A 12,151-nucleotide genomic window follows, 5' to 3' on the forward strand; every position below is an offset into this window, starting at 1 on the left:
CTTAGGCAAGGCGAGGTTCAGTGAAGAAGGAAAAATCTCGATATGGATATATTTGACCATATTTTGAGTAGCAGGAAGATTGATGTCTAAGGATTACGCAAAATTGGCATTAGAAATGCATGAAGTTAATAAAGGGAAAATAAATGTAGAAAGTAAGGTAGAAGTTAAAACTAAGGATGATTTATCAACAGCATATACACCAGGTGTTGCAGAACCTTGTCTAAAAATACATGAAAATCAAGAGGATGTTTATAGATATACTTCTAAAGGTAATTTAGTAGCAGTAGTTAGTGATGGAAGTGCTGTACTTGGATTAGGCAATATTGGTGCTGAAGCAGCTATACCTGTTATGGAAGGTAAATCTATATTATTTAAGCAATTTGGAAATGTAGATGCTTTTCCAATATGTTTAAAGACTAAAGATGTAGATGAAATAGTTAAGTCTGTGGAATTAATGGAACCAGTATTTGGAGGAATAAATTTAGAGGATATATCTTCTCCAAGATGTTTTGAAATAGAAGATAGATTAAAAAAATCTTTGAGTATACCTGTTTTTCATGATGACCAACATGGTACTGCAATAGTAGTGGCAGCAGCAATAATAAATGCAATAAAGTTAATTGAAAACAAAAGAATAGAAGATTTAGAAATAGTTATAAATGGAGCAGGTGCTGCAGGTATAGCAATAGCAAAAATATTACTTAAAATGAATGTTAAAAATATAGTACTATGCAACAGAAGTGGTGCGTTGGAAGCTAACATGGAAAGATTAAATTTGGTTCAAAAAGAAATGTTAGATGTAACTAATATAAGAAATGAAAAAGGTTCTTTGAAAGATGTTATAAAAGGTAAAGATGTATTTATAGGTGTTTCAGGTCCAAAAACTGTAACAAAAGAAATGGTTGAAAGTATGTCTGAAAAACCAATAATACTAGCAATGGCAAATCCTACTCCAGAAATAATGCCAGAAGAAGCAAAATTAGGTGGTGCGTTTATAATGGGAACTGGTCGTTCAGATTTCCCTAACCAAGTTAATAATGTTTTAGCATTCCCAGGAATATTTAGAGGGGCACTTGATGTGAAAGCTAAAGAAATAAATGAAGAAATGAAAATAGCAGCTGCATATGCAATTGCTAATACAATAACTGATGAAGAAATATGTCCAGAATATATATTACCAGATGTATTTAATAAAAATGTAGTAAAAAACGTTGCTGAAGCAGTTAAAGAAGCAGCAATAAAAACTAAAGTAAATAGAATATAACTTTTATTTAAGAATTAAAAATTTAAGTGAGTAAATAAAATATAGACTAATAGAATTTATATCTTAATATATAATTTTATTAGTCTTTTTATTTTTAATATGACATAATCATGTCATATTAATATTGCTATAATTTAAATATGGTTAGGAGCCAAAGAAAAATATACAAGGAGTGATTATAATGGAAGAAACTAGATTTTGTCAATGTTGTGGTATGCCAATGGGATGTACTAATGAATTGTATGGAACAAATAAAGATGGAAGTAAAAGTGATGATTACTGTAGCTATTGTTTTAAAGAGGGTGAATTTACTGCTGATATAAGTATGGAAGAGATGATAGAAATCTGTATACCTCCTATGGTTCAAAGTAATAAAGGTATGACTGAAGATGAAGCAAGAAGTATGATGAATAATTTCTTTCCAACATTAAAGCGCTGGAAATAAGCTTATACAAATTCAATAACTCATATAAAATTCATTAAAACTTAATACTATAAACACATTAACTCTATATACTAATATTATTATATTTTATTAAATAATGTATTGGAGGAGTTAAAATGAAAAATTTTATTGAGAAGTTGAAAAAAAGTTTTGGAGTGAAGCAATTTAAAAAAATATCAAAAGTTTCAATTATAATGTATTGCTTATCTATTTTGTTGGCTATTTATGGCATATATGTATTTATAAATTGTACTGAATATATATATACTATGCTATCTACAAAACAATTAACAGTCACAGGAAATGAATATACCATTATAAATTATTATATGAGTAACTTTAGTCAGTATATAATATTTGCTATTTTACTTGCATCAATGGGATTTGTAATACAAAAGCTAGGGCATATGAATTTCGATAAGATGGAACTTAGTGGTAACTATTCAACAAATATTAGAAATATAAGTGATATTTCTATAGGTAATGGTAAAGATAATGAAATGTTTGATAAAGGCAGTATTGAAAATAGTATTTTAAAAAGATAAATAACACAAATATATAAAATATGATTAAATAAAGCTTAGAATACTTAGTGTATTTTAAGCTTTTTTAATTATTAAGATTTCAAAGTATTAAATTAATGATATAAAATCATATAAAAATAATTTTAAAATATTTAAATCATTGATTTCAAGGTATTATATTTTTAAAAGAGTAAAAATATAATAAGTTAGGTATATAATATATGAAAAGTAAAAAATAAAAAAATGGAAGTGATTGAGATGAGTAGTATATTGTTGGTTGAAGATGATTTAAGTTTGATATATGGATTAGAATTTTCTATACAAAAGAATGGATTTAGTGTTGATGTAGCAAGAACAGTAGAAGAAGCATTGCAAATGTACAAAGAAAAAAATTATGATTTACTGCTTTTGGATGTATCCTTACCTGATGGTAATGGTTTTGATATTTGTAAAAAAGTAAGAGAAGTTTCTAATGTGCCAATTATATTTTTAACTGCTTCTGATGAAGAAGTAAATGTAGTGATGGGGCTTGATATGGGTGGAGATGATTACATAACAAAACCTTTTAAATTAAATGAGTTAATTTCAAGAATAAAAGCTTTACTTAGACGTTATAATTTTACAAATGAAAATGTAACTGAATTAAAATCAAATACTATTACTGTTAAATTACTTGAAAATCGTGTTTTTAAAAATGAAATTGAGCTGGAGCTTACTACAGCAGAATATAAATTATTGTTCTTATTTATGAAAAATAAAAATATTGTACTTACGAGAAAAAATATATTGGACAAGTTATGGGATGGGAATGGTAGTTTTGTAGATGATAATACTCTATCAGTATATGTAAGAAGGCTGAGAAATAAGATTGAAGATAATCCAGAAAATCCAAAATTTTTATTAACAATTAGAAGAATGGGTTACAAATGGAATGTTATAAAGTGAGGGTGTTAATATGAAGATATTTTCTAATAAAGACATAAAAATATTTTTTTTGGCGATTATATCCATTTTATTGATGTTTATAGTAGTGGGTCAAATAGTAATTATAAATATAACTAAGGATTATAAAAGGGAACTGGTAGAACATGATTATAATATAGCTGGATACTTATATAGTATGGGTGTTGATAAATCAAAAATACCAGCAGTATTTACTACTAATGAAGATAAGTATATTTTAAAAGGAAAAGAAATCTTAAATACAGCTGGATATGACTTTGATACAGATAATAGTTTTATGCCAAGTGTGAAATTGTTTCAAAGTAAATATATAAAAACTATGTTTCTGTATTTATTTGTGTTCTTTACTATGATTATTTTTATATTGTATGTGTATTTTTTTAGGCAACAAAACAAGATAGAAGAAGCTAGTTATAAAATTGATTCATTTATGAATGGAAATATAAATGTACGGTTAAATACTTATGAAGAAGGTAGCTTATCAAAGTTATTTGGTTCAATAGATGCTATGTCAACATCTCTAAACACGCATATATTGAAAGAAAAACAGAATAAAGAATTTCTTAAAAATACAATTTCAGATATATCACATCAACTAAAAACTCCACTTACAGCATTGATGATGTATAATCAGATATTGCAAGAAGAGATTCATAATAGTGAAGTTATTGAAGGTTTTGTCCAGAAGAGTCAAAATGAATTAGAGCGTATAGAATCATTGATACAAAATTTATTAAAGATTACAAAGATAGATTCAAAGACAATAATTCTTAACAAAAATAGTGTTAACATAAAAAAAATGATTACTAAAATTTTATATAGTTTTGAAACTAGAGCGGAAAAAGAAGGAAAGATTATATCTATAAGAGGCCTAGAAAATACAAACTTATTTTGCGATTATGAATGGATGTCAGAAGCTTTAAGTAATCTTATAAAAAATGCATTAGATAATACAAAAGAGAACGATAAAATAATGATAGAGTGGATTGAAACACCTATAACAACTATTATTTCAGTAAGGGATACTGGAAATGGAATTCATATTGAAGATATACATCATATATTTAAAAGATTTTATAGGAGTAAGTTTTCAAAAAATAATCAAGGTCTTGGACTAGGGTTGCCACTAGTCAAAGCTATCATAAAACAACACAATGGAACCATCACTGTAGAAAGTAACTTTTCACAAGGATGTACATTTACTATAAGTTTTTCAAAGCTTACTAATATGTAAGATAGGATACATCTTACAGTAAGGTGTATGAATTATTATGATATTAATCAATTAGAAAGGTGAGAGAGCAAATGGATATTCTTGTGGTTAATAATTTATGTAAAACATATGGAAATGGATACACAAAAGTAGAGGCGTTAAAAGATGTATCATTTACAGTTTCTAAGGGAGAATTTGTGACTGTAGTTGGAGAATCTGGCTCAGGTAAGAGTACATTATTAAATCTTTTAGGAGGTCTTGATACTCCAACTTCAGGAAAAATCTTTATTGATGGTAAAGAAATATGTTCAATGAAAGAAGAAAAACAGACTATTTTTCGACGTCGTAATATAGGATTTATATTTCAATCATATAATCTTATACCAGAATTAACTGTGGAACAAAATATAGTATTTCCTTTACTACTAGATTACAAAAAACCAGATACTATTTATCTAGATGAAATATTGACAATTTTAGGTCTTAAAGATAGAAAAAACCATCTTACAAATCAATTATCTGGTGGTCAGCAACAAAGGGTTGCAATTGGAAGAGCACTGATTACAAAGCCATCAATTATATTGGCAGATGAGCCAACGGGAAATCTTGACAGTAAAAATAGTAGTGATGTAATTTCACTTTTAAAAGTGACAGCAGAAAAATATAATCAAACTATTATTATGATAACTCATAATACAAATATAGCTTCTACAGCAGATAGGATACTACAGGTTTCTGATGGAGTGCTTAAAGACCTGGGGGTGAATAGAGAATGAGAAGCTACTTAGAACTAGTACCACAGTATGCAAAGGTACATAAGAAAAAAAATAAAACTACAATTTTATGTATTGTCATTGCAGTATGTTTAGTTACTGCTATTTTTGGACTAGCAGATATGGCTATACAATGTCAAAAAGTACAATTTATTAAGGATGATGGAAATTGGCACATAGTACTTAAAAATCTTAATGAAGAAGCTATATCAAAAATAAGTGGTAGAGTAGATATAGCTCACCATGGGAGAGGACAAGTTGCTAAAAATGGAGAATTTAAATCAAGGGAGATTTTGATACAAGGCTTAGATGAAGATTTAGCAAAACAATTAGGTCTAGAAATAATAAAAGGGCGTTATCCTGTTGGAGAGAATGAAACTTTAATAGATATAGATGCAGTTAAGGAATTTAATTTAAAAGTAGGAGACTTTATAAAAGTAAGGTTGGCAGATGGGAGAGATAAAAACTATAAGATAGTAGGCGTATATTCATCAATGGCAGGATTAAAAGCCTCAGATAAACATGGATTGATGCTTTCAATACTAGGTATACAAGCTATTGAAAAATCAGAAACATATAATAATTATTATATTACATTTAAAGACAGAGTTAATATTAGAAAAGCAACCTCTGATATTAAAAACACCTTAGACTTAAGTGATAAACAAGTTGGTAAAAATGAAAAATTACTTTCTATTATAGGTCAAGGTGACTCTGATTATTCTAAACCACTTTACTTGACAGCAGGAGTACTTTTTATACTTGTGTTAATAGCAAGTATTATCATGATATACAATAGTTTTAATATGGGTGTAATAGAGAGAATAAAATTTTTTGGACTATTACGTTGCTTGGGAGCATCAAAACTCCAAGTCAAAAAATTTGTTGTTTTAGAAAGTTTAATTCTAAGTGTAAAGGCTATTCCAATAGGGTTGTTATTAGGAAGTATTGTAACCATTATAGCCTCTATATTTCTCAAATATGTGAATACAGAGTTATTTGGCTCTATGCCAATTTTAAAGGTTAGCTTTATAGGTATTGTGTTTGGAATAATAGTAGGATTTTTAACAGTAATATTATCAGCTGTTGTTCCATCAAAAAAAGCTTCTCGAGTATCGCCACTAAGTGCTATACGTGGAAATCTAATGTTCAAAGAAATTTTAACTAATGAAAAAGCAAGTAAAATTGCTAATGCAAGAAGTTCTAAAATTGATACTTCTATGGGAATAAATCATGCTTTTTCAAGAAAAAAATCTTTTATACTTATGACTTCTTCATTTGCTATTAGTATTGTGTTATTTTTAGGTTTTAGTGTATTTATAGACTTTATGTATCAAGCACTTAAACCTATAAAGCCAGAAGCTGCTCATATATCTATTGTTGACCCTGATTTTAAATCTGTTCTTACTAAAGAAGATATTAATGAAATAAGTAATATCAAAGGAATAAAAAAAGTATATAGTAGAATGATGACAGATATAGAGGCTACATATAATAATAAAGGGGCAAAATCTCAGCTAATTTCTTATGAAAAGAATCAATTTAACTGGGCTAAAAAGTATCTAGTAAAAGGGGAAATTAATGAAGAGAAATTAGAGTCAGAAAATCTTGGATTGGTAGAGGAAGGTCATGGGTTTAATATTGGAGATAAGATATATATTAAAAATGGAAATTCTAAGAAAGAGATAGAGGTAGCAGGTATACTTTCTTCAATTCCATTTGATGTTAAAGACAAATATATTGGAAATATTATAACATCTGAAAATACTTTTACAAATGTAACAGGTATAAAAGACTATATAATAATTGATACTCAAGTTGATGAAGATGCTCCTGGAAATTTAATTCAAAATATAAGAAGTGTGTTAGATGATACTTTAGAGGTTCGAGATAAGCGACAAGGTAACTTAGAAGCTAAAAATTCATTTTACACTATGGCAATTTTTGTATATGGGTTTGTATTTATAATTGCGATTATAAGTATGTTTAATATCATAAACAGTATGAATATAAGTGTTACAAGTAGAATAAATTATTATGGTATTATGCGTGCAATAGGCATGTCCAATAAGCAATTAAGAAAAATGGTAATAGTAGAATCAAGTACATATGCTTTAAGTGGGTGTTTATTGGGTAGTGTACTTGGATTAATATTACATAGGTATATATTTGTATCTTTAGTAACATTAAAATTTCATATAGAGTGGAAAATACCTTTTGATTTACTGTTTATCATTGTGGTGACTATGATACTAATAACTTTACTATCAGTAAGAAAACCAATTAAAAAGATTTGTGAATTAGACATAATAGATGTAGTAAATGCGCAATAAATATAGGTAGTAACTTAAATAAAAATCGAAGTAAATATGAAATAGAAAATATCTTTCATTTTTACTTCGATTTTTGTGTTATATAATTTACTTTAGATAAGTTCCATCTTCATCTTGATAAATTAAGTCTTTCTTCATAAGTACTCCAAGAGCACGTTTAAAATTTTTCTTACTTGAATTAAATAAGATAGAAATATCTTTAGGGTCAGATTTATCATTAAATTTCATATATCCATCTGAACCTTCTAAATAGCTTAAAATTTTATTTTCTAAGGTATCAAGTTCATCTTTTCTGTTTCCTCTAGGAGAAAGCCCTAATTTACCATCATCATATATTTTTATAACATGTAAATTTTCAAGAACATCTCCAGCTTTTAATTCTGTAAAGTATTCATTATGAAGGATTACACCAGCATATTTATTGTCAACACATATCATAGCAGAGTTGTTGGTTTGGAATCCATACACAACTCCATTTACCACATCTCCTGCATTGTAAGTATGGTCTGTCTCTAAATATGAATCTATATCTGTAGTAGCAGCTATTCTTCCACTTTTATCTAAATATATATAAAATAAATATTTTTCATCTCTAAACAATGGATAAGTCTTAGCTTTAAAAGGAACTAGTATGTCTTTTGTAAGCCCCATATCTATAAAAGTACCAATGTCTGTGTTATCAACTACTTTTAGATATGCAACATCTCCAACTTTAGCTAAAGGAGGTATTAAAGTTGCAGCAGTTCTATCCTCAGAATCTTTAAATATAAAAGCATTTACTTCATCGCCTATATTTATTTCATTTTTTCCTATTAATCTATTGTGAAGAAGCACATCGTCCTTTGTGTTATTAGTTTGTCCATCTAGGAAATATCCAAATTCTGTTTTTCTCTTTACTATAAGCTTATTAAAATCACCTATTTTTATCAAATTAAAATCATCCTCTCATTTTATATTTACAATTTAGTCATACTACTCTTATGTAGTAGTGTTTCACAGTATATGTATTAGTATTAGTGAAATTTATAATAAATAATGTAATTATTCATGTATTTTCAATTATTTAGCTTCTTATATAGTATAAACTCCAATTTCTTTTTTGTCTTTAGATTTTCCTAAAATTTTTACAAAATAAGTTAAAAGTATTGAAATAAATTTTCTTTTAAAGTATAATTGGTATATACCAAAATTGGTATATACCATATTGAAAAGTGGTGATTTTATGAAAATAGTAGATAAATCTAGTAATATACCATTGCATACTCAACTAAGTGCCATAATAAGAGAGATGATAGAAACAGGTGAGCTTAAAGAAGGTGATGCAATAATACCAGAAAGAGAACTTTGTAATATACAAAATGTAAGTCGTATGACAGTGAATAAAACTATTGTTGGCTTAGTTACAGAAGGTCTTCTTTACAGGGTACAAGGAAAGGGTACATTCGTCGCAAAGCAAAAAAAGAAGTATCAGTTCTCAAATGTAAAAGGTTTCACTGATGTAATGAAGGAAAAGGGAGTAAACATAAGAACGGATATATTATCCTTTGAGATGGAACTACCAGACGATTTAGTAAAAAGAAAGCTTGGAATAAGTGATAATACAACAAATATATATAAAATTATTAGACTTAGATATACAGATGGAGAGCCATTTGGATTAGAAATAGTGTATTTATCAGAAGAAATGTGCAAAGGTCTTACAAAAGGAATATTAGATAATTCTTCATTATATAGAATTTTGAATGAAAAATATGGCTATAAGATACAAAAAGCTGAGCAAGTAATGGAGCCAATTATACTTTCAGATGAAGAAAGTAAGCTTCTTGAAACAGAAGAAGGTTCTTTAGCCCTTAAACTTCATAGGAATTCTTATAATAAAGAAGGTAATCCTATAGAGTATACCATATCGATATTTAGAACAGATAAATATCAATATGAAATAGTATTGAGTGAGTAGGTGAATAAGGTGAAATGTTTAATTAATGGGAAAATAGTATTAAAGAATCAAATTTTAGAAAATAAAATATTAGTATTTGATGAAAAAATAATTGATATAGCTGATGAGATACCAAAAGATTGTGAAGTTATAGATGTTGATGGTAAATATATATCTCCAGGTCTTATTGACATTCATATACATGGAAATATGGGAAAAGACACAATGGATTCAACTGATGAATCTATTGAGACAATTTCAAAATCAATAATGAGACATGGTGTAACATCTTTTCTTCCAACCACAATGACAATGGATAAAGAGCATGTTTATGATGCACTTGAAGTTATTAAAAAAGCTAAAAGTAGAAAAACTGGAGGAGCTCAAGTATTAGGAGCACATTTAGAAGGACCTTTTATAAATGAAAATTATAAAGGGGCACAAAATGAAAAGTTTATAATAAATTCAAAATATGAATTTATCAAAGAATACAAAGATGTCATAAAGGTCATAACTTATGCTCCAGAAAAGGATATAGATTTTGATTTTACTAGAGAAATAAAAAGATGTACAAATATAGTTTTATCTATTGGTCACAGTAATGCAAGTTATGAGCAAGCTAAGGAAGCTATAAACTTAGGTGTAACAAATATAACTCATATGTTTAATGCAATGACTGGATTAAACCATAGAGACCCTGGAGTTGTCGGTGCAGCACTTACAACTGATGTATATAGTGAATTAATAGCAGATACAATCCATATAAATAAAGATTTATTTCAATTTATATTGAACAACAAAGGTAGAGAAAGATTGATTTTAATAACAGATTCTATTGAAGCAGGTGGACTTGAAGATGGAAATTATGCTCTTGGAGGTCAAAAAGTTATAGTTAAAGGTAATGAAGCAAGACTTGAAAATGGTGCATTAGCTGGTAGTGTATTGTCTTTAAATAAAATGGTACTTAACTTTCTAAATAATACAAACCTTAGAGTAAATGAAGCAATTAATTTAGCATCTTTAAATCCAGCAACATCTTTAGGCATAAATGATAAAAAAGGAAGTCTAGATATAGGTAAAGATGCAGATATAGCTGTGTTTGATGACAACTTAGACTGCAAGATGACTCTGTGCTTAGGAGAAGTAGTATACAAAAATATGTAGCATGTAAAAAATAAGCTTTAAAGAAAATAAAAGATATTTAAAAATAGTAATAAATTAAACTTATATCAGTGAAAGTATTAGCTAAAATTTAGGAGGAACAAAATGAGAGTATTAGTATGTAAAGATTATGATGGAATGAGTAAAAAAGCAGCTGAAATGATAGCGGCTCAAATAGTTTTAAAGCCAAATTCAATACTAGGATTAGCTACAGGAAGTACACCAATAGGTATGTATAGAGATTTAGTTAAGAAATATAATGAAAATATAGTAGATTTTTCAGATGTAATAAGCTTTAATTTAGATGAATACTACAAGTTGCCAATATCTAATGACCAAAGTTATGATTATTTTATGAAAGAAAATCTTTTTAATCATGTAAACATTAAGTCAGAAAATACTCATTTACCAAATGGAATGGCTGATGATATTGAAAAAGAATGTATGAATTACGAAGCTTCTATGGATAGAGCAGGAGGTATAGATGTACAAGTACTTGGAATAGGCCGTAATGCTCATATAGGTTTTAATGAACCTGATGATAAATTTGCAAAAAGAACTCATGTAGTTGAATTAACAGAGTCTACAATAGAAGCTAATGCAAGATTCTTTGAATCAAGAGAAGATGTTCCTAAAAAAGCTGTAAGTATGGGAATTGGTTCAATTCTAAAATCTAAAAAAATATTACTTTTAGCTTCAGGAGAAGAAAAAGCTGATGCAGTATATAAAACTGTTTATGGCGATATAACTCCAGAAGTTCCTGGTTCTATACTTCAACTTCATAAAGATACTATAGTTATAGTAGATGAAGCAGCAGCAAGTAAGTTAAACCCAGAAGATTACAAACTAGTATAAGAATACGAAAGATAATTCTAAAAGAATAGCTATCTTTGAATAATTTTGATTATTTAAAGATAGCTATTTTTATTTAAACTATTTAATATATATACTATTTCTTGTAAAAACTTGTTATTAAAAAATATCCAAATAATATATTAAAAATGGTTATGCTTAAGAATTTGTTATCAGTTATAATAATGCTACCTACAATTGGTAATCTTCCTATTCCAAAATTAAAGATTAATATAGGCATTGCTGATAGTAAAAGAAATGGTAAACAAAGAATAATCAATCTTGGTACATCAATACTCCAACTGCCATTTTTTCTATATTCATTAAGAAATGATTCAAATCCCAGCAATAATCCAATGGGAGCACATGAAATTAAATTAATAAAGATAAGCTTATTAAAGTTGAAGGCAAAGTCAGTTCGAGTTTGTACATAGTAGTCAAAATTCAGCTTTACAACTAAAAGATATAGAATAACTAAAATAATCAAAAATAAAAAATATCTAATTGACTTTTTCATTTTAAATTCCCCTTTCAAAAGAATTTTATCTAGTTTGATTTTGCTATAACTTAAATTTTATTGAACTGATTCAAGAAATATCTAAAATAGTTGAAGTAGTGAGATGAACAGATTTTAATATGCAAAAATTTATTAAAAAAACAATAAATTATAGTATTTAGTATAATTAT

General features: G+C 27.5%; 12 protein-coding genes. 10 read left to right on the top strand and 2 right to left on the bottom strand.

Features of this window, described 5'->3' with window-relative positions:
- Window positions 1-82 precede the first annotated feature (82 nt).
- From KGF52_RS18145 to KGF52_RS18175, 7 genes are all read left to right on the top strand, one after another.
- Entirely contained in the window at window positions 83-1,264 is a 1,182-nt protein-coding gene (locus tag KGF52_RS18145; protein ID WP_227841146.1) for an NADP-dependent malic enzyme, read from the top strand.
- Window positions 1,265-1,445: 181 nt separating this feature from the next.
- The gene (locus tag KGF52_RS18150; protein WP_227841147.1) at window positions 1,446-1,709 is read left to right on the top strand and encodes a zinc ribbon domain-containing protein; all 264 of its coding nucleotides are present in this window, start codon (window positions 1,446-1,448) and stop codon (window positions 1,707-1,709) included.
- Window positions 1,710-1,825: 116 nt separating this feature from the next.
- Window positions 1,826-2,254: a hypothetical protein gene (locus KGF52_RS18155; protein ID WP_227841148.1), complete on the top strand. Its 429-nt coding sequence runs from the start codon at window positions 1,826-1,828 to the stop codon at window positions 2,252-2,254.
- Window positions 2,255-2,491: 237 nt separating this feature from the next.
- Window positions 2,492-3,178 carry a response regulator transcription factor gene (locus KGF52_RS18160; RefSeq protein WP_227841149.1) on the top strand — a complete coding sequence of 229 codons (687 nt, stop codon included), beginning with the start codon at window positions 2,492-2,494 and terminating at the stop codon, window positions 3,176-3,178.
- Window positions 3,179-3,188: 10 nt separating this feature from the next.
- A complete protein-coding gene (locus KGF52_RS18165) occupies window positions 3,189-4,430 on the top strand; it encodes a sensor histidine kinase (RefSeq protein WP_227841150.1) in 1,242 nt (413 codons plus the stop codon).
- A 71-nt stretch (window positions 4,431-4,501) separates the two neighbouring features.
- On the top strand, window positions 4,502-5,185 hold the full coding sequence (locus KGF52_RS18170) for an ABC transporter ATP-binding protein (RefSeq protein ID WP_227841151.1): 684 nt from the start codon (window positions 4,502-4,504) through the stop codon (window positions 5,183-5,185).
- On the top strand, window positions 5,182-7,515 hold the full coding sequence (locus KGF52_RS18175; protein WP_227841152.1) for an FtsX-like permease family protein: 2,334 nt from the start codon (window positions 5,182-5,184) through the stop codon (window positions 7,513-7,515). Before KGF52_RS18170 ends, KGF52_RS18175 begins: the two co-directional genes overlap by 4 nt.
- An 87-nt stretch (window positions 7,516-7,602) precedes the next feature.
- Here the strand turns inward: KGF52_RS18175 and KGF52_RS18180 are convergent, their stop codons facing one another.
- Window positions 7,603-8,445, bottom strand: coding sequence for a S1-like domain-containing RNA-binding protein (locus KGF52_RS18180; protein ID WP_227841153.1), 843 nt, complete (start codon window positions 8,443-8,445; stop codon window positions 7,603-7,605).
- A gap of 292 nt (window positions 8,446-8,737) precedes the next feature.
- Here KGF52_RS18180 and KGF52_RS18185 point away from each other — a divergent pair, with 292 nt between their 5' ends.
- The 3 genes from KGF52_RS18185 (at window position 8,738) to nagB (ending at window position 11,467) form a co-directional block, all read left to right on the top strand.
- Complete coding sequence (locus KGF52_RS18185) at window positions 8,738-9,472, top strand: GntR family transcriptional regulator (RefSeq protein ID WP_227841154.1); 735 nt, start codon at window positions 8,738-8,740, stop codon at window positions 9,470-9,472.
- A 9-nt stretch (window positions 9,473-9,481) separates the two neighbouring features.
- Window positions 9,482-10,615, top strand: a complete 1,134-nt coding sequence (nagA, locus tag KGF52_RS18190; protein WP_227841155.1) for an N-acetylglucosamine-6-phosphate deacetylase — start codon at window positions 9,482-9,484, stop codon at window positions 10,613-10,615.
- Between the two features lie 102 nt (window positions 10,616-10,717).
- Complete coding sequence (gene nagB / locus KGF52_RS18195; RefSeq protein ID WP_227841156.1) at window positions 10,718-11,467, top strand: glucosamine-6-phosphate deaminase; 750 nt, start codon at window positions 10,718-10,720, stop codon at window positions 11,465-11,467.
- 94 nt (window positions 11,468-11,561) lie between these two features.
- Here nagB and KGF52_RS18200 read toward each other — a convergent pair whose 3' ends face one another.
- Window positions 11,562-11,981: a hypothetical protein gene (locus tag KGF52_RS18200; RefSeq protein ID WP_227841157.1), complete on the bottom strand. Its 420-nt coding sequence runs from the start codon at window positions 11,979-11,981 to the stop codon at window positions 11,562-11,564.
- Window positions 11,982-12,151 lie beyond the last annotated feature (170 nt).

Origin of the sequence: Clostridioides sp. ZZV15-6597, assembly GCF_020657815.1 — a bacterium.
In the GTDB taxonomy this organism is placed as follows: domain Bacteria; phylum Bacillota; class Clostridia; order Peptostreptococcales; family Peptostreptococcaceae; genus Clostridioides.

Excerpts from the sequence above, each read along its gene's own strand:
- KGF52_RS18145 (WP_227841146.1), top strand. The coding sequence starts at position 83 with ATGTCTAAGGATTACGCAAAATTGGCATTAGAAATGCATGAAGTTAAT.
- KGF52_RS18150 (WP_227841147.1), top strand. The coding sequence starts at position 1,446 with ATGGAAGAAACTAGATTTTGTCAATGTTGTGGTATGCCAATGGGATGT.
- KGF52_RS18155 (WP_227841148.1), top strand. The coding sequence starts at position 1,826 with ATGAAAAATTTTATTGAGAAGTTGAAAAAAAGTTTTGGAGTGAAGCAA.
- KGF52_RS18160 (WP_227841149.1), top strand. The coding sequence starts at position 2,492 with ATGAGTAGTATATTGTTGGTTGAAGATGATTTAAGTTTGATATATGGA.
- KGF52_RS18165 (WP_227841150.1), top strand. The coding sequence starts at position 3,189 with ATGAAGATATTTTCTAATAAAGACATAAAAATATTTTTTTTGGCGATT.
- KGF52_RS18170 (WP_227841151.1), top strand. The coding sequence starts at position 4,502 with ATGGATATTCTTGTGGTTAATAATTTATGTAAAACATATGGAAATGGA.
- KGF52_RS18175 (WP_227841152.1), top strand. The coding sequence starts at position 5,182 with ATGAGAAGCTACTTAGAACTAGTACCACAGTATGCAAAGGTACATAAG.
- KGF52_RS18185 (WP_227841154.1), top strand. The coding sequence starts at position 8,738 with ATGAAAATAGTAGATAAATCTAGTAATATACCATTGCATACTCAACTA.
- nagB (WP_227841156.1), top strand. The coding sequence starts at position 10,718 with ATGAGAGTATTAGTATGTAAAGATTATGATGGAATGAGTAAAAAAGCA.
- KGF52_RS18200 (WP_227841157.1), bottom strand. The coding sequence starts at position 11,981 with ATGAAAAAGTCAATTAGATATTTTTTATTTTTGATTATTTTAGTTATT.